The organism is Aeromonas bestiarum (assembly GCF_028751155.1).
Classification (GTDB): domain Bacteria; phylum Pseudomonadota; class Gammaproteobacteria; order Enterobacterales; family Aeromonadaceae; genus Aeromonas; species Aeromonas bestiarum.
The window spans coordinates 2,571,099-2,589,253 of record NZ_CP064746.1 but is presented as its reverse complement, the minus strand read 5'-3'; the positions used below and the strand labels follow the sequence as shown (position 1 = coordinate 2,589,253).

The following is an 18,155-nucleotide window of genomic DNA, read 5'->3' as shown; positions in this document are numbered from 1 at the left end:
GTGTTCTGGTCCAGGTTATGGAGTCTGTTTGGTGGTGCATCCCGGCAGGAAGAGAATGCCCCGGGTGCGTTGGAGTGGCAGCAGGCGCTGGCCGCCGTGCCCATTTTGCAAGGATTTACCCACAGCGATCAGCTGCGGTTGGTTGCGCTGGCGCAGCAGTTTCTGGCTCGCAAGACGCTCACCCAGATTGGCGTCGAGCTCACTCCTCGCCAGCAGGCCGTGCTGGCCCTGCAGGCCGTGCTGCCCATTTTGCATCTGGGGCTCGACTGGTATCGCGGCTTTCACGAAATCATCCTGATCCCCGAGCCGGTGACCCGTCGTCAGGAGGTGCAGGATGAGTTCGGTCTGGTGAGCGAGTGGGAAGAGGAGAACGCCGGGGAGTCCTGGCCGCAGGGGCCGCTGGTGCTGGCCTGGAGCGAGCTGCAGCAGGACGGAGACTGGGACGGCTTCAACCTAGTGATCCACGAACTGGCCCACAAGCTCGACATGCTGGGGGGGGAGGCCGACGGTGCACCACCACTGCCGGCAGGCATGGATCCGCGCCAGTGGACCCAGGCGTTGCAGGGGGCATTCGATGCCATGAATGCCCAGCTGGCCCGCCATGAGGTGACCGCCATCGACCCTTATGCCGCCGAGCACCCGGCCGAGTTCTTTGCGGTGTGCAGCGAGAGTTTCTTTACCGATCCGCTGCGCCTGCGTGACACCTATCCCGCCGTGTATGAGCAGTTCGTGCTCTTCTTCGGCCAGCAGCCGGCGACGCGTTTCCCGGCCACCCGCTTGCTGGCAGGGGAGCCTGAACTGCAGGGTTGACGCGCCCTGGCTTGCCAACGGCAGATAAACAAAAGGCACCCCTGAGGGTGCCTTTTTGCATGGGCGCGAGGGCCTGGGGCTGCGCTTACGCGGCGGCCTTGAGCTGCACGGCGGCGGCTTTCTTGTGATCGCCAATCGGCAGCACGGTACGGCCAAATTGCTCGTTGATCACTGTGGCCATGGCCAGGTAGATGGCGCTGGCGCCGCAGATGATACCTTCGAAACCGGCGATGGTGCCGATCAGGGTGCTGCCGGTGAAGTCACGGGCGGCCAGCAGGAAGAACAGCACTGTCAGGGAGGCGAACACGAACTGCTTCACGCGCGGGTAGTTGACGGTGCCAACCAGCATGAACAGGGTGAACATGCCCCACATCAGCAGATACCAGCCCATGTAGGCGTGGGGAGTGGCTTCGGCCAGACCCATGGTCGGCATCACCAGAAGGAACACCAGGCTCCACCAGAAGGTGCCGTAGGAGATGAAGGCAGTGACACCGAAGGTGTTGCCACGCTTGAACTCCATGATACCGGCGATGATCTGGGCCAGACCGCCATAGCACAGGCCCATGGCCAGGATCATGGCGCTGATGGGGAAGAAACCTGCGTTATGTATGTTCAGCAGAATGGTGGTCATACCGAAACCCATCAGACCCAGAGGGGCAGGGTTGGCCAATTTTTCGCTCACGTGGCGTTCTCCAAAAATAGAGGTGGGGGTTGATAAAAGACGCGCGATTTTAGGCAGGCTCTTGGCCCCGAGCAAGAGGGGGAACCGCAGAAATGGTAAAAAAACTACACGAAATTTTACCCCATGGACCATTCGTGCCATTCAGGTAGATGGCAGGTGAATGAATAGCGCCGACAAGGTTGATTTTTTGTATGAAAAGCGCGCTTTGTGAAAGTAAGCAACATTAGGACGTGGGCATGTTTGACTGCGCGCCTTGTCCCTCTTTTTATTGCCTGAGCAGTGCTCTGCAGTTCGATAAATAGTCTCATATGCCATCAGACAAGAGTGTGTCACTATCATATGAGGCTGGGACAGAGCTCGGCTTATGTTGGGAGCAAGCCGGTTTGGCAGGGCCGCGGAGAAGGGAGAGCATGATGGCTAACGGGCTAACGGGCTAACGGGCTAACGGGCTAACGGGCTAACGGGCTAACGGGCTAACGAGAGCGAGGCATCCGGGGAAGGGGGTACGGATCGTCGTGCCGGCGCCAGTAACCTGGCCCCCATCACGCCGCCCCCAAGCACCGCCATATGGCGGTGCTATGGGGAAAATGGTCGCCGTGGACAAGGCGGGGCGATGCAAAAAGACAACGGGAACAGGCATGGTGAGCAAGGGGGGAACCCTCTCGGCCCCCCGCTGTTGGTCAATCATCCAGGGTCAGGACGACCTTGGCATCCTTGTCTGTTTCCTTGACCTGGCTGTCGAGCACGAACAGCCGCTCCGGCACTATCCCCTGGGTATCCACCAGATACTCCTTGGTGTTCTGGGCACGGCGCATGGCGAGGTTGCGCAGGGACTTGGCGGTGATCAGCTGCTGATCCCGCAGCAGGATCTCCGCCTGGGCGCGCAGGGCCGGGCTCGACTCATCCAGTTTCAGCCGATCGGCCAGATCCCCAAGATCCTCGTTGAAGCGAGCCTCATAGGCTTCGGCCAGCGCCGCTTGCAGGGCGGGATCCTGCTCCAGCAGGGCGAGGTCGACCGGTGCGCCCGTGATCTTGGCCAGCGCCCGCTCCAGCTTCTGGCGCTGCAAGATGGGGCGCTCCTCGTTGAAGTTGACCTTGCCGCGAATGTTCATGCTGAGCTTGGGCCTCTCCTTGAGGGCCTGCGCCAGCTTGGCCAGCTTCGCCTGCTGGGTGGGGGTGAGATCCGGCTCACCGGGCAGGAAGGGCAGTTCGTCCAGATCTTCGGTGCCGCCGGCCAGGGAGGCGAGCAGGGAGAAGGGGGAAGTGATGGCTTTGCTGAGCGTGTTGCTTAGCACATCCCAGAAGATGTTGCCCAGGCTGAAGTCCGGCTGATCCAGATTGCCCTTCACCTTGAGGTTCATCTGGATGACGCCATTGGCGTCGCTGAGCAGGGCGATGGCCAGCCCCAGCGGCAGATCCTTGGCCTGCTCACTCTTGATCTTCTCCCCCAGTTGCAGCTTCTTGATGGTGATGTCGTTGTCCCCCTCCAGTCGGTTGCCCTGCAGCTTGTAGTTCAGCTTCATGGAGAGCTGCCCCTTGTCGATGGCATAGCCCGCATAGGTGCTGGAGTAGGGGGTGAAGGTGGTGAGCTCCAGGTTGTTGAAGGTGACGGCCACGTCCAGCACCGGCTGCTCGACCAGCAGGTTGGTGCCGCCGCGAATGGTCACGGGGGCATAGCGGTCAACCTTGCCGTTGAAGGCGAGATCCGAACGCTGGCCGGGAATGTTGCTGATATGGCGGCTCTGGCCGCTGAGGGAGGCGATGTCCACCACGAACTCCGGGCTAAGGCTGCGATCGGCAAAGCGCAGGTTGCCCTGCTCGGTGCGGATCTGATCTATGGTGATGCGGGGGGCGGGCCCGCTGGCCGGCTTGGTACTGGCGGCTTGCGGCAGCAGCAGTTGCTGGACGTTGGTCACCCTGTCCTCGTCGATCTCGATGCGGGCAAAGGGCTTGCGCAGCAAGATGTCGCCAATCTTCACCTGCTGGCTGATGCCGTCATAGTGCAGTCCGCTCAATTGCAGGTGATCTATCTGCAGCAGACGCTGATTGTCGGCCCGATCCAGCACATTGAGACGCTCGATGTCGAGCCCGCCCGTGACGTCGAGCCGGCTCAGTGCCCCCTTGGCATCGGTGGCGATGGCCAGCTTGGTGCGACTGGCGAGCAGGCCATCGCGCACGCTGATGCGCAACAGATCCTGCAGGTAGGGCTGGGCCCACTTGAGGGGCAGCCCTGCCTGCTTGATATCCCCGTCGAGGGTGAAGGGGGTGAGGGTGAGGGCGCCGTCAAACCCCAGCGTACTCTGGGCGTTGAGGGTGGCATTGAGGGTGAGCGGGCTGCGCTGGCCTGCCTGGCTGCTCAGGGTGCCCAGGGTGAGGTTCAGCCCGGAGAGTTCCCGCAGTTGCGGCTTGCCGCTGCTCGACTCGGTCAGCTTGAGCTCACCCTGTTCGATGCGTGTCTGCTTGAGGCTCCAGCGCCAGGGTTTGCCGTTATCCGCTTGCTTGCCCGCCGGCTTGGCGGCGGCCTGCAGGATCAGCAGGGCGGCCAGATCCAGCTGCTGATTGGCATCGAGTACAGCGCTGACGGCCGGGGCCTTGAGCGCTATCTTGTCGATCTGGATCGACTGCTTGCCGCCATCCATGGCAATGCCTGCCAGCGCCAGCTGCTTGAAGCGGGCAAACTCGGCCCCCTTGCTCTGCCTGAGCTGCCAGTCGTTCAGGGTCAGCTTGCCCTTGGCGAGCTGCCAATCCAGCCCCTGCTTGCCCGGCGTGAGCCGGTAATCCAGTTCGGCACTGGCCTCGCCCTTCACCAGATTGACCCTGAGATAGGGGGCCCAGAGCGGTGCGAAGGGCGAGAGCGCCAGTTTGCCCAGGCTGATCCGGCCCTTGCCTGCCCCCGTCATGATATCGAGCTGGCCATTGGCCTTGAGCGGGCTGCGCTGGTTGAGGATGGCGCTCAACTGAAACTGGTTGGTGTGGGTCGGCGCCGTGGTGAAATCCGGCAACTGCAATTCGAGCCCGCTCAGGGTGAGCGGCGGCACCCAGCCCAGGCTGCTGCTCTTGCGACTGTCCTGATAGCGGAGATGGCCCGCAGTGGCGGCCAGCCTGGTTATCTGTACCAGGGGCGGTTCGCCGCCGGCCGGTTCGGGCGTCTGCGTGGGGGCCAGCAAACGGGCCAGGGCCTCGGTCAGGTTGAAGCGGATGGCCCCCTTGTCGTCCGGGAGCCGAACAAGCTGCACCGTTGGCCGGGTGAGGCTGGCGTCGCTCAGTATGATGGCCTTCTGGCGCCAGCTTTCGCCAAGTGCGGGGATAACCTGCAACTGCTCGAAGGCGATGATGGGTTGCTGTTTTTCATCGAGCAGTGCCGAGGAACCTATGGTGAGGGAGGGGTGACGCAGGCCGACGCTTATCTCCCCCAGAGTCAGGTTCAGACCATAATGCTTGGCCAGCCAGCCCGGCAGGTGGCGCTGGGTGAGGGTGGGGGCTTGCCATAACAGGATGAACAGGGAGATGAGCAATACGGCGCAAGAGTAAAGGACGTAGCGCAGCAGGCGGGCACGCAGGGGCTTGGGCATGAAGGTCTCCAATTGATGCGCATAGGGTACCAAAATCTCAGGCGATGATCATGGTGCCGCTTGATGCTGTACGCCGTACTTTGTCCAAAGGCGTGTCAGTCTTCCACTGCTCTGCAACGCGGCCAGCCAGGCTTCCAGCTGGCTGGCCGAGACGCTGGCCGTCGGACTGAGCAGCGCCCTGAGTTCGTATTGCTGATCCCATTTGTCCGATCGCAGCAGGCGGGCGGCCTGCTGCGGATACTGTTTGCTGAACTGGTTCAGGTAGGAGAGGTTGAGCATGGCCACCTCGCCGCGCCCCTTGAACAGTCCCTGCAGGGCACTGATGTTGTCCTTGACCAGGGTGATGTCAAAACGTTGCTTCAGCTCCGCCGGGGTGGCATTGAAATCGGCGACCCCGTAGTGATAGCCGGTGACGCCGATCAGCCGACGCTGCTCCAGGTGCTCGAAGAAGGATTGATCCCGGTCCGGTGCCTTGAGCGCAACATAGATCTCGCCTCCCAGCAGCAGGGGCCGGGTCATGCGTACCTGATCCGCATTCCAGTCCCAGTGGATGTCCTCGAACAGCATGAGGGAGAAGCGACCGAGCGCCAGCGCCTGGTAGCGATGGGAGGCCGAGGTGGGCACGAACACGAAGCGCACATCCCGTTGGATCTCGTTGAGTTCGGCGATGAGATCCAGGGTCAGCCCGCGATAGCTGTTGTCACCCTCCTTGACCACGAAGGGGGCATAGGGGTAGCCCCCGACCTTGATCAGGGGGTGGCTCCATGCCGTGGAGCAGAGCAATAACAACCAGCAGCACCAGCGTTTCATGGGGGGCTCCAGGGCGGTGAGATGATCCCAGATTCGGTTAATCTGCGCTGGTTTTCAAGCTGTTGAGGGAATTTGCACAGCGCTGCTCGGCGGCCTCCAGCTCCGCCATCACCATCTGGATGTCTTCCAGCTGCTGGCGCAGGGATTGGCGCTTGGCGTCGATGAGCTGGATCATGGAGTGAAGCTGGGTCTTGCTCGATCTGTCCGTGTCATACATGTCGAACAGCTCGCGGATCTCCGCCAGGCTGAAGCCGAGCCGCTTGCCGCGCAGGGTCAACTTGAGCCGGATCTTGTCCTTGTGGCTGTAGATGCGGGTCTGGCCCTCTCGGGTCGGGGTGATCAAGCCTTCATCCTCGTAGTAGCGGATGGTGCGCGGCGTGATATCAAACTCGTGGGCCAGCTCGGAGATGCTGTAGGTGATCTCCTTGCCGGGCAGGGGATCAGGCATCATGGTGCGCTCCTGTGGCAAATCGGGTCTGCAGTCGCTTGGGCTCTGGGAGGCCGGGCCCGCCTGGCGGGGGATCAGAGATCATGCTGTGCTTCCATTGACAGCGCGGCGCGAAGCCGCAGGGCGTTGGCGTGCAGGGCCTGGCCGACTCGCGAGCCGTTGGGGCGACCGAGCTGCTCGCTCACCCACTGGCCGGTGGCGGCCAATTTATCGAGACTCACCCCTGTGCTCATGCCAAGGCCGTGCAGCAGATAGACCACCTCTTCCGAGGCGACGTTGCCGGAGGCCCCCGGCGCATAGGGGCAACCGCCCAGCCCGGCCACAGAGCAGTCTATGGTGCGGATGCCGCGCTCCAGCGCCGGCAGCAGGTTGGCCAGCCCCTGGCCATAGGTGTCGTGAAAGTGTACCGCGAGCCGGCCCGCCGGGATCTCGTGCAGCACAGCATCCAGCATGGGCGCCACAGTGCCAGGGGTGCCGACCCCTATGGTGTCGCCCAGGGAGATCTCGTGACAGCCGAGATCCAGCAGCCGCTCGGCCATGGCCGCGACCCGTTTCGGGCGGGTAGGGCCGTCGAACGGGCAGGCGATGACGGTGGAGAGATAACCGCGCACCTTGATGCCGAGGCGGCGCGCCTCCAGCACCAGGGGGGCGAAGCGTATCAGGGACTCCTCCACGCCGATGCCGATGTTGGCGCGGGTAAAGCCATCGGAGCAGGCGGTGAAGAGGCCAATTTCGTCGGCGCGGGCGGCAATGGCCGCCTGCAAGCCCTGCAGGTTGGGCACCAGGGCGCCGTAGCGGGTCGGTCCCTTGCGCGGCAGGACCTTGAAAAGTTCGGCGGAGTCCGCCATCTGCGGCACTTTTTTGGGAGAGACGAAGGCCCCCACCTCGATGCGCTGCAGGCCGCTCTCGGCGAGGCGCTGAACAAGCTCCAGCCGCTGGACGAGCGGCAGGGTACTGGCCTCGTTTTGCAGGCCGTCGCGCGGGCCCATCTCCACCAGGCTCACCTTGTCATCCTGCATTCCTGATTCTCTCTTCATGACCCGCTCTCTTGTTGATCCACGGCATCGGCAAAGCGCACCAGTATGGCCCCCTGACTCACCTGTTCCCCCTGTTTGCATTGCAGGGTCTCGATCACCCCATCCCGGTCGGCTTTCAAGACGTGCTCCATCTTCATCGCCTCCAGCACCAGCAGGGGTTGGCCCTTGCTGACGCGCTGGCCGGTCTCGACCAGCAGCGCCACGACTATGCCGTGCATGGGGGCCGTTGCGCCCTGTGCGGCGCCTGTGTCCTGATCATGATGCAGCTGATGGTGCTGATCATCGGCGCAGAAGCGGATGCGCTGGCCATCGAGCAGCAACACGCACTCGGTGGCGGTCAGCGTCTGGACGGGGTAGCGCTGCCAGTGTCCTGCCTGCTGCAGGCGGATATGATCGGCGCCCAGCTCGCAGGGGAGTGATCCCCCCTGCCACGTCAGCGTGCCGGCGCGCTCGGACAGGGTCAGCACCCGGGCCTCCTCGCCGATGCGCACCGCCGCCGTCCAGTGCCTGCTGGCCCCCAAGCGAAAGCCGCGCGCCTGTTGCCAGGGGGAGTCGTCGGCACTGCGGCTGGCGAGCCAGAGGGTGGCCAGCGGCCAGGCCAGCTCCGGGATGGCTTGCGGCTCGGTGGGGATGGGCCACTGGGTGTGATGGCGCATGGCCAGCACGTCCGGCTCCTGACACAGGCGCAGCAGCAGCGCCCCGTTGTGTACCAGGGGGCCCAGCTCCAGCGCCGCCAGCGCATCGGCCAGGCTGGCAAAGGCCTCGGCGCGGCTCTGGCCGTGGGCGATGAGCTTGGCGATCATGGGATCGTAATAGGGGCTCACCTCATCACCGGCGGCGACGCCGGTATCGATGCGCCCCCCCTTGGGCCAGCTGAGCCACTGGATGGGGCCGCTGGCGGGCAGGAAACCGGCCCCCACGTCCTCGGCGTAGAGGCGCGCCTCCACCGCGTGGCCACGCAGCACCACCTCCTCCTGGGTGAGCGGCAGCGGCTTGCCTTCGGCCACCGCCAACTGCCAGGCCACCAGATCCTGACCGGTGACGGCCTCGGTGACCGGGTGCTCCACCTGCAGGCGGGTGTTCATCTCCATGAAGAAGAACTCATCTCCGCACAGCAGAAACTCTATGGTGCCGGCCCCCCGATAGTCGATGGCCCTGGCCGCCGCGACGGCCGCCTCGCCCATGGTGCGGCGCAGCGCCGGTGCGATGTCAGGGGCGGGGGCCTCTTCGATCACCTTCTGGTGGCGGCGCTGCAAGGAGCAGTCCCTGTCCCCCAAGTAGATGGCGTTGCCCAGGCTATCGGCAAACACCTGCACCTCCACGTGGCGGGCGCGGGCCAGATAGCGTTCGAGCAGCACATGATCATCCCCGAAGGCGGCCTGCGCCTCGCGTTTTACCGCCGCCAGCGCAGCATCGAATTCATCTATCCGATCGACCCGGCGCATCCCTTTGCCACCGCCGCCGCTGGCGGCCTTGATAAGGAGCGGGAAGCCGGTCAGCAAGGCCTGCTCGCGCAGCCACTCGGAGCGTTGATCCGCGTCGTGATAGCCGGGCAGCACGGGCACGCCGGCCGCCAGCATCAACGCCTTGGCCCCCGACTTGTCGCCCATGGCGAGAATGGCGGCGCCGCTCGGGCCTATGAAGCGCAGGCCACGCTGTTCGCAGGCGGTGGCAAAGTCGCTGTTCTCCGACAAGAAGCCGTAACCGGGGTGGATGGCGTCGGCCCTGGCCTGCTGGGCGATGCGCAATACCTTGGCGGCGTCGAGGTAGCTCTCCCGTGCGGGAGCCGGCCCCAGATGCCAGGCTTCGTCGGCTTCCCGCACATGCATGGCGCAGGCGTCGGCGTCCGAGTAGAGGGCGATAGTGTGGATGCCGAGGCGCCGGGCCGTCTTGATGATGCGCACGGCGATTTCGCCTCTATTGGCAATCAGCAGGCGCTTGATGGGAGCCTGATGGGTCATTTTTTCGCCTCGCTCATAAAGGTACACAGGGGCCTGATGTGTTGATCCGCACCGCGGCTATCCTCGCCACTGTGGGCGATCAGCCGGTGCTTGATAGGGTGATCTTGGGTCATGCTTCATCCTTGAAACGGGGGCGCCAGGCGGGGGGACGTTTATCGAAGAAGGCCTGCATGCCCTCCTGGGCCTCGAGTCCGACCCGCACCCGGGCTATGGTCTCGACGGTTTTCTCTTCGTGCAGGCTGGCGCCATGGCTCTCGATGGCGGCCAGCAGCCGCTTGGTCTCCTTCATCGCCTCCGGGCCGTTGCGACACAGCCGCAGGGCCAGCGCGCGCCCTTCGGCCAGCAACTGCTCCGGCTTGGCCAGCTGGTGCGCCACATTGAGTCGACAGGCGGTGATGGCATCGAAGGGCTCGGCGCTCAGCATGTAGCGGCGCGCCTGGCGCATGCCCATGGCGCGCACCACATAGGGGCTGATCACCGCAGGCACCAGCCCCAGGCTCACCTCGGAGAGGCAGAAGCGGGCATCCTCGCTCGCCAGCACCAGATCGCAGGCGCAGACAAGGCCGAGCGCCCCGCCATAGGCCGCGCCCTGCACCAGCGCCACCGTGGGGAAGGGCAGCTCGTCCAGGGTTTGCATCAGCCGCGCCAGCACCCGGGCGTCTTCCCGGTTGTGCTCGAAATCGGCGTGGGCCAGGTTGCGCATCCAGTTGAGATCGGCACCGGCGCAAAAGTGCCTGCCCTCAGCCCGCAGCAAGAGGGCATGGGGTCGCTCGGCGAGGTCGTGACCGTGGTGATGGGCCAGATCGTCGAGGCAATCGAGCAGCCCCAGCATGAGGTCGGCATCGAAGGCGTTGTGGCAGGCGGAGCGCGAGAGCACCAGCTCGGCCAGCGGACCGTGACGCTCCAGGCGAAATCCTTGCTGGGCGCCGCTGAAAAGTGGATCGGACATGTCGAACTCCTTACATCCGGAAGATGCCGTACTGTTCCGGGCCTGTCTCGGCCCCCTGACAAGCGGCCAGCGCCAGCGCCAGTACGGTGCGGCTCTGGGCGGGATCTATGACGCCATCATCCCACAGCCTTGCGCTGGCGTAGTAGGGATGACCCTGCCGTTCGTACTGGGCGATCACGGGCGCGCGGATGGCGTCGGCTTCCTGCTCGCTCAATGGCTTGCCCTCGGCGGCCAGCTTGTCGCGGCGCACCTGCACCAGCACGCCGGCGGCCTGCTCGCCCCCCATCACAGAGATGCGGCTGTTGGGCCAGCTGAACAGAAAGTCGGGCTCATAGGCGCGGCCGCACATGCCGTAGTTGCCGGCACCGAAGCTGCCGCCGACGATGAGGGTGATTTTGGGCACCCGGCTGCAGGCCACGGCGGTGACCAGCTTGGCGCCATGCTTGGCGATGCCTTCTCGCTCGGCTGCACTGCCTACCATAAAGCCGGTGATGTTTTGCAGGAACAGCAGGGGGATCCCGCGCCTGTTGCAGAGCTGGATGAAGTGAGCGCCTTTCTGGGCGCTGTCGCTGTGCAGCACGCCATTGTTGGCGAGGATCCCCACCTGCATGCTCTCGATCCGGGCGAAGCCGGTAACCAGCGTGGTGCCAAACAGTGCCTTGAATTCGTCAAACGCGGAGCCGTCCACCAGGCGGGCGATGAGCTCGCGGGCGTCATAGGCGCGTTTTAGGCTGGTGCCCACCAGACCGTAGAGATCTTCTATCGGATAACAGGGGGCTTCGTAGGCTGAAGCGGATGGAGTGGCGTGTTCTCCCAGGTTGCCAACTAACGTGCGGGCTATGGCCAGCGCATGGGCATCGTCCCTGGCCAGGTGATCCGCCACGCCTGAATGGGCGCAGTGCACCTCGCCGCCGCCGAGGGCCTCGGCGCTGATCTCCTCGCCCGTGGCCGCCTTGACCAGCGGCGGCCCCGCCAGAAAGATGGTGGCCTGGTTCTTGACCATGATGGATTCGTCCGCCATGGCGGGCACATAGGCGCCGCCTGCGGTGCACAGCCCCATTACCACCGCCAGCTGGGGGATGTTCCGGGCCGACATGCGGGCCTGGTTGTAGAAGATGCGACCGAAGTGCTCCCGGTCGGGAAACACCTCATCCTGCATGGGCAGGAAGGCGCCGCCGGAATCCACCAGATAGAGGCAGGGCAGGCGCAGCCGCTCGGCGATGGCCTGGGCGCGCAGGTGCTTTTTCACCGTGAGCGGGTAGTAGGTGCCCCCCTTGACGGTGGCATCATTCACCACCAGCAGGCAGAGCCGGCCCGCAATCTGGCCCAGCCCAGTGATGATGCCGGCGGCGGGCACAGGCTCGTCATAGACCTGCCAGGCGGCCAGTGCAGAGAGTTCGAGAAAGGGGGAGCCCGGGTCCAGCAGCTGGTTGATGCGCTCGCGGGGCAGCAGCTTGCCACGGGCCTGATGGCGGGCGTTGTTGGCCTCGCCGCCGCCCTGGGCTATCTCGTCGAGACGGGCATTGAGATCCTCGACCAGTGCCAGCATGGCCGAGCGGCTCTCGGCAAATTCGGGGCTCGCCGTGTCGAGGCGGGAGTGGATCCGGCTCATGCGTCTTCCCCCATCAGAGTGTTGCTGCCGATATCAGGGAGTAACAGGAGAGGCTTCATGCATTCTCTCCCATCAGCTCACGGCCGATGAGCCAGCGACGGATTTCCGAAGTGCCGGCGCCTATCTCGTAGAGCTTGGCGTCCCGCAGCAGGCGGCCTGTGGGGTATTCGTTGATGTAGCCGTTGCCCCCCAACAGCTGAATGGCATCCAGCGCCATCTGGGTGGCATTCTCGGCGGCAAACAGGATGGCGGCGGCGCAATCCTTGCGAATTAGGTGACTGTCATGACCCTGATCGCAGGCCGCGGCCACCGAGTAGACCAGGGCGCGGCTGCTGGCCAGCCGGGTGTACATGTCCGCCAGCTTGCCCTGTACCAGCTGGAACTCGCCGATGGCCTGGCCGAACTGTTTGCGCTCGCGCACATAGGGCAGCACCACATCCATGCAGGCCTGCATGATGCCGAGGGGGCCCGCCGCCAGCACCACCCGCTCGTAATCGAGGCCGCTCATCAGCACCTTGACCCCGCCGTGCAGGGTGCCGAGCAGGTTCTGTTGCGGGACGCGGCAGTTGTCGAACACCAGCTCGCAGGTGCTGGAGCCGCGCATGCCGAGCTTGTCGAGCTTCTGGGCCGTGGTGAAACCGGGGGTGCCCGCCTCGACGATAAAGGCCGATATTCCCCTGGCGCCGGCCTTGGCATCCGTCTTGGCATAGATGACGAAGGTGTCGGCGTCAGGGCCATTGGTGATCCACATCTTGGTGCCGTTCAGCACGAAGTGATCGCCCTCTTTATCTGCGGTCAGCCGCATGCTGACCACATCTGAGCCGGCCCCCGGCTCGCTCATGGCCAGGGCTCCCACGTGTTTGCCGCTGACGAGGGCGGGCAGATAGCGTGCCTTCTGATCAGGGGTGCCGTGGCGGTGGATCTGGTTGATACAGAGGTTGGAGTGGGCACCGTAGGAGAGGCCGACCGAGGCGCTGGCGCGGCTCACCTGCTCCATCACCAGCACGTGGGCCAGATAGCCGAGGCTCACGCCGTCATACTCCTCCGCCACCGTAATGCCGTGCAGCCCGAGTTCGCCCATTTGCGGCCAGAGATCGCGCGGGAAGGCGTTGCTCTGATCGATCTCGGCGGCGCGCGGCGCTATCACTTTCTGGCAGAAGGCCTCGACCTGCTCGGTCAGGGCGCGGAGGGTCTCATCCATCACTGCGTGCATCCTTGCTCTCCTTTGAATGACGGGTGCTCACCTGTCTGGTTGCCCCGACGAGCCGAAATAGGGGGGTCAAACTGGTCAGTCCATCTGTGCGTTAAGTTTACGTTAGCGTAAACGTAAATTGATTGTTAGTCTAAGGTAAATTTGTCGGGTGGCGGCTGCAAGGTGGCTCGTCTCCCTCCACCAACCGAACTCAAGGAGTGAGCGGCATGACCAGCCAGTACCCATTGCAGTCTGCCAGCAAGGAGAGCAGGGCATGAGCAACCATCAGACCCAGTACGGCGATGTGCCGCTTTATATCGGTGGCGAGGCCTGCGCTTCCACGAGCGAGGCATGGATCGAGGTGACCAACCCGGCGGATCAGAGCCTGCTGGCACGCGTGCCCAAAGCCACCCCGGCCGAGGTGGCGCGCGCGGTGCGCAGCGCCCACGACGCCTATCTGCTGTGGCGGGATGTGCCAGCCCCCGAGCGGGCACGGGTCATGTTCAACTACCAGCATCTGCTCAAGGCCCATCACGATGAGCTGGCATCCCTGCTGGCCCGGGAGACCGGCAAGAATCTGGCGGATGCCAGGGGGGATGTGTGGCGCGGCATCGAGGTGGTGGAGCAGGCCTGCGGCATCGCCAGCCAGACCATGGGGGAGACCATGGGCAACGTGGCGCGCCGGGTCGATGGCCACTCCTGGGTGCAGCCGCTGGGGGTCTGTGTCGGCATCACGCCGTTCAACTTCCCCGCCATGATACCCCTGTGGATGTTTCCGCTGGCGGTGGCCTGCGGCAACGGCTTCGTGCTCAAGCCTTCCGAGCAGGACCCGCTCACCCCCATGCGGCTGGCCGAGTTGTTCACCGAGGCGGGGGCCCCCAAGGGCATACTCTCCGTTGTACACGGCGGCGCCGAACAGGTGGATGCGCTGTTGTGTCATCCGGATGTGAAGGCGGTCAGCTTCGTCGGCTCGGCCCGGGTCGGGGCTCACGTCTATCGCACCGCCACCGAACACCTCAAGCGGGCCCAGTGTTTCGTCGGTGCCAAGAATCACATGGTGATCATGCCGGACGCCAACAAGGGGCAGGTGCTGAGCAACCTGGTGGGGGCCGGCGTCGGCGCGGCCGGGCAACGCTGCATGGCCATCAGCGTGGCTGTGTTCGTGGGCTCCGCCCGCGACTGGATCCCCGAGCTTGCGGCCGAGTTTGCCAAGGTGAAACCCGGGGTCTGGCACGATCCCGAGGCAGCTTATGGTCCTCTCATCAGCCCGGAGGCGAAAGTCAGGGTAGAGGGCCTCATCGAGGCGGGGATCAAGGAGGGGGCCGAGTGCCTGCTCGATGGCCGCTTCTGTGATGTGGCGGGCTATCCGGTGGGCAACTGGGTGGGGCCGACCCTGTTTCGCGGCGTGACCCCAGAGATGCGGATTTATAAAGAGGAGATCTTCGGCCCCGTGCTCGCCTGTCTGGAAGTGGAGAGCCTGGACGAGGCGCTGACCCTCATCAACAACAACCCCTATGGCAATGGCACCTCCATCTTCACCGGCTGCGGCGCGGCGGCCCGCAAGTTTCGCCACGAGGTGGCCGTGGGTCAGGTGGGGATCAACGTGCCCATTCCGGTGCCGCTGCCATTTTTCTCCTTCACCGGCTGGCGCGGCTCCTTCTACGGGGATCTGCACGCCTACGGCAAGCAGGCGGTGCGCTTCTACACCGAGACCAAGACGGTGACCGAACGCTGGTTCGACGAGGATATCCCGACCGGCCCCAATATGACCATCAGCCTGCGTTGAGCGTGGGCCAAAGAGACAACAGACAAAGGACACAAGGAAGCGGACAAGATGGATTTTACCCTGACCGAGGATCAACAGGCTTATGTCGAGGCGGCCACCGCCTTTGCCAATGAGGCGCTCAAACCCCATGCCGCCCGCTGGGACAGAGATCACGAGTTTCCCATCCCCACCATCAAGCAGGCGGCGGCGCTCGGCTTTTGCGGCCTCTATACCCCGGAGCAGTATGGCGGGCTCGGCCTGCCCCGGCTCGATGCCAGCCTCATCTTCGAGCGCCTCGCCATGGGCTGCACCTCCACCACGGCTTATCTGACCATCCACAACATGGTGAGCTGGATGCTGGGCAGCTGGCTGCCTGGCGATGTCGCCGAGCAGTGGGTGCCCAGGCTCGCCAGCGGCGAACTGCTGGGCTCTTATTGCCTTACCGAGCCCGGTGCTGGCTCAGATGCAGCGGCCCTCAAGACCCGTGCTGTGCGTGACGGCGAGGACTACCTCATCGACGGCAGCAAGGTGTTCATCTCGGGGGCGGGCAGCACGGACGTGCTGGTGGTGATGGCCCGCACCGGGGGCGACGGGGCCAAGGGGATCTCCGCCTTCATGGTGCCCGCCGACAGTGAAGGAATTGTCTACGGCAAGGCGGAAGAGAAGATGGGCTGGAACAGCCAGCCGACCCGGGAGGTGGCCTTCAACGGGGTGCGCATTCCCGCCAGCTATCGGCTGGGGCAGGAGGGGGAGGGATTCAAGTTCGCCATGCAGGCGCTGGATGGCGGGCGCATCAATATCGCCACCTGCTCTGTGGGCACAGCCCAGCAGGCGCTGGATGATGCGCTAGCCCATGTGCAGCAGCGCCAGCAGTTTGGCCACCCCATCAGCGAATTTCAGAGCGTGCAGTTTCGCCTCGCCGACATGGCCACCGAGTTGGCGGCGGCGCGGCTGATGGTACGCCAGGCCGCCGACAAGCTGGACAGGGGCAGCCCGGACAAGAGTGCCTGGTGCGCCATGGCCAAGCGGTTTGCCACCGACGTGGGTTATCGCGTCTGTGACGAGGCTCTGCAACTCTTTGGCGGCTATGGTTATATCCGCGAGTATCCGCTGGAGCGCTACCTGCGCGATACCCGGGTCCACCGTATCCTGGAAGGCACCAACGAAGTGATGCGGCTGATCATAGCCCGCCGCCTGCTGGCGGATCCCGGTCTGTCGCTGGAGTAGCGGGATGGGGCCGCCATCCACGGTAGCCCGCCCTGACGATGCGGCCGGCGCGACTCGTCGCAGGCTTTGTGAGCCGGCCGAAGGTTGGCTCCATTCAACCCTGTCATCATGGGGCAGTCTCATTCACAAGGACAATGCAATGACAAGGATCAGGCTCGAATATCACGGTCACGTGGCCTATATCACCCTCGACCATCCGCCCGCCAACACCTGGACCCTGGCCAGCCTGCAAGCCTTCTTGCAGATGATGGTGGAGCTAGACAGCCGCCCCGATGTGGTGGCCCTGGTGATCCGCGGGGCGGGGGACAAGTTTTTCTGCGCCGGCGCCGATCTCAAGATGTTTGCCGACGGCGATCTGGACCATGCTCGCGAGGTGGCCGAGGCCTTCGGTCGCGCCTTCGAGGCGCTGGCCGGTTTCCACGGCGTCAGCATAGCCGCCATCAATGGTTACGCCATGGGTGGCGGGCTGGAGGTGGCGCTGGCCTGCGACATCCGCATCGCCGAGCAGCAGGCCAAGCTGGGGTTGCCGGAGGCCTCCGTGGGCTTGCTGCCCTGCGCTGGTGGTACCCAGCGCCTCACCGAGCTGGTGGGACCGGGCTGGGCCAAGCGGATGATCCTCTGTGGCGAGAAGGTGAGCGCCACCTTGGCCTACGAGATGGGGCTGGTGGAGGAGGTGGTCAAAGAAGGCCACGCCTGGGACGCGGCGCACCAGATGGCCCAGCTGGTGGAACGTCAGAGCCCGAGCGCCCTGCGCGCCTGCAAGCAGCTTATCAATCAGGGGCGCAGCGGCCATCGGGACGCGGCGCTGCCGCTGGAGCGCAGCCTGTTCCTTGAGCTGTTTGCAGACGCCAACCAGCGTGAAGGGGTGGCGGCCTTTTTGGAGAAGCGCCCGCCCCGCTGGCAGTATGAAAAATCCAATGGAGTGACGAATGAGTGAATCGGTTCGCATAGAGACCCATCCCACGGCGGACGGCCATCAGATCGGTGTGCTGACTCTGGACAGCCCCGCCTCCCTCAATGCATTGAGCCTTGAGATGATCCAGTTGTTGCAGGCGGCGTTGACCCGCTGGGAGCAGGACCCGGCCATCGTCTGCGTCTTGTTGCAGGGGGCCGGTGAGAAGGCATTTTGCGCCGGCGGCGACATTCGCTCCTTCTATTACCGCCAGCAGGAGGAGAGCGAGCAGGCGCTGTTTGGTTATGCGCGGGATTTCTTTGAGCAGGAGTATCGGCTCGACCACCATATCCACAGCTACGGCAAGCCCCTCATCTGCGTGGCGGACGGTATCTGCATGGGGGGCGGCATAGGCCTGTTCGCCGGTGCCGACTTTCGGGTGGTGACCGAGAAGAGCCTGTTCGCCATGCCGGAGGTGACCATAGGCCTCTACCCGGACGTGGGGGCCAGCTGGTTTTTAAGCCGCATGCCGGGGCGACTCGGGCTCTGGCTCGGGCTGACCGGCGCCCGTTTCAACGGCGCGGATGCCATCGGCCTGGGGCTGGCGGATCACGCCATCGCCAGCAGTGAGCGTGCTGCCTTGTTGCCGCGACTGGCCGCGTTGGCGTGGGGGGCAAAGGCCGAACCGCGCGAGCAGATCGAACGGTTGCTGAGCGGCTTGCACGCAGAGGCGGACCAGCCGCTGCCAGCGCCTGTGATCTTGCCCCATCAGGCCAAGATCGATGCCCTGCTGGCCGGGCGCACCCTGCAAGGGGTACTGGATCGGTTATACGATGCCGCCTTCGCTCCCGAGCTTGGCGAAGGGAGCCTGGCGCAGGCTCGCGACACATGTCGCAGTGGCAGCCCCATCAGCCGCGCCATCCTGTGGCGCCAGTACTGGCAGGCGCGCCGCCAGTCGCTGGCCGAGGTGTTTGCCGATGAGTTGGCACTCTCGGTCAACTGCGTGCTGAGGGGGGATTTTGTGGAAGGGGTTAGGGCGCTGCTCATCGACAAGGACAAGTCCCCGCGCTGGCAGGCGCCTCAGCCCGGCACTGACTGGCTGGATGCCTTCTATCGCTGGCCCGAGGGGAAAAATCCCCTGGCGCCTTGAGCCTTCGAGAGGGCGTCAGGGCGGATCAACAGACACAGGTTGCTGGAT

The 18,155-nt window shown here is 64.5% G+C and carries 14 protein-coding genes; 5 read left to right on the top strand and 9 right to left on the bottom strand.

Annotated elements, in window-relative coordinates:
* Window positions 1-810: a M90 family metallopeptidase gene (locus IU367_RS11995; RefSeq protein ID WP_043136292.1), complete on the top strand. Its 810-nt coding sequence runs from the start codon at window positions 1-3 to the stop codon at window positions 808-810.
* Window positions 811-895: 85 nt separating this feature from the next.
* On the opposite strand, the gene IU367_RS11990 is transcribed toward IU367_RS11995, so the two are convergent.
* From IU367_RS11990 to IU367_RS11950, 9 genes are all read right to left on the bottom strand, one after another.
* The gene (locus IU367_RS11990; protein ID WP_043136288.1) at window positions 896-1,492 is read right to left on the bottom strand and encodes an acetate uptake transporter; all 597 of its coding nucleotides are present in this window, start codon (window positions 1,490-1,492) and stop codon (window positions 896-898) included.
* A gap of 680 nt (window positions 1,493-2,172) precedes the next feature.
* On the bottom strand, window positions 2,173-5,064 hold the full coding sequence (locus IU367_RS11985; RefSeq protein WP_274451987.1) for a DUF748 domain-containing protein: 2,892 nt from the start codon (window positions 5,062-5,064) through the stop codon (window positions 2,173-2,175).
* 48 nt (window positions 5,065-5,112) lie between these two features.
* Window positions 5,113-5,874, bottom strand: a complete 762-nt coding sequence (locus IU367_RS11980; protein ID WP_274451986.1) for a substrate-binding periplasmic protein — start codon at window positions 5,872-5,874, stop codon at window positions 5,113-5,115.
* Between the two features lie 37 nt (window positions 5,875-5,911).
* Window positions 5,912-6,322 carry a MerR family transcriptional regulator gene (locus IU367_RS11975; protein ID WP_043555852.1) on the bottom strand — a complete coding sequence of 137 codons (411 nt, stop codon included), beginning with the start codon at window positions 6,320-6,322 and terminating at the stop codon, window positions 5,912-5,914.
* Between the two features lie 74 nt (window positions 6,323-6,396).
* Entirely contained in the window at window positions 6,397-7,341 is a 945-nt protein-coding gene (locus IU367_RS11970) for a hydroxymethylglutaryl-CoA lyase (RefSeq protein WP_274454382.1), read from the bottom strand.
* Between the two features lie 14 nt (window positions 7,342-7,355).
* Window positions 7,356-9,320, bottom strand: coding sequence for an acetyl/propionyl/methylcrotonyl-CoA carboxylase subunit alpha (locus IU367_RS11965; RefSeq protein ID WP_274451985.1), 1,965 nt, complete (start codon window positions 9,318-9,320; stop codon window positions 7,356-7,358).
* 109 nt (window positions 9,321-9,429) lie between these two features.
* Window positions 9,430-10,269: an enoyl-CoA hydratase-related protein gene (locus tag IU367_RS11960; protein ID WP_274451984.1), complete on the bottom strand. Its 840-nt coding sequence runs from the start codon at window positions 10,267-10,269 to the stop codon at window positions 9,430-9,432.
* 10 nt (window positions 10,270-10,279) lie between these two features.
* Window positions 10,280-11,881, bottom strand: coding sequence for a carboxyl transferase domain-containing protein (locus IU367_RS11955; RefSeq protein WP_274451983.1), 1,602 nt, complete (start codon window positions 11,879-11,881; stop codon window positions 10,280-10,282).
* A 55-nt stretch (window positions 11,882-11,936) separates the two neighbouring features.
* Window positions 11,937-13,094, bottom strand: a complete 1,158-nt coding sequence (locus tag IU367_RS11950) for an isovaleryl-CoA dehydrogenase (RefSeq protein WP_103473059.1) — start codon at window positions 13,092-13,094, stop codon at window positions 11,937-11,939.
* A 253-nt stretch (window positions 13,095-13,347) separates the two neighbouring features.
* On the opposite strand from IU367_RS11950, the gene IU367_RS11945 reads away from it, so the two are divergent.
* The 4 genes from IU367_RS11945 to IU367_RS11930 all read left to right on the top strand — a co-directional run bounded on the left by IU367_RS11945 (window position 13,348) and on the right by IU367_RS11930 (window position 18,107).
* Window positions 13,348-14,859 carry a CoA-acylating methylmalonate-semialdehyde dehydrogenase gene (locus IU367_RS11945; RefSeq protein WP_274451982.1) on the top strand — a complete coding sequence of 504 codons (1,512 nt, stop codon included), beginning with the start codon at window positions 13,348-13,350 and terminating at the stop codon, window positions 14,857-14,859.
* A gap of 48 nt (window positions 14,860-14,907) precedes the next feature.
* Window positions 14,908-16,065: an acyl-CoA dehydrogenase family protein gene (locus IU367_RS11940; protein WP_274451981.1), complete on the top strand. Its 1,158-nt coding sequence runs from the start codon at window positions 14,908-14,910 to the stop codon at window positions 16,063-16,065.
* A gap of 139 nt (window positions 16,066-16,204) precedes the next feature.
* On the top strand, window positions 16,205-17,002 hold the full coding sequence (locus IU367_RS11935) for an enoyl-CoA hydratase (RefSeq protein ID WP_274451980.1): 798 nt from the start codon (window positions 16,205-16,207) through the stop codon (window positions 17,000-17,002).
* Window positions 16,995-18,107, top strand: a complete 1,113-nt coding sequence (locus tag IU367_RS11930) for an enoyl-CoA hydratase/isomerase family protein (protein ID WP_274451979.1) — start codon at window positions 16,995-16,997, stop codon at window positions 18,105-18,107. The genes IU367_RS11935 and IU367_RS11930 overlap by 8 nt, the downstream gene beginning before the upstream one ends.
* The last annotated feature ends 48 nt before the right edge of the window (window positions 18,108-18,155 follow it).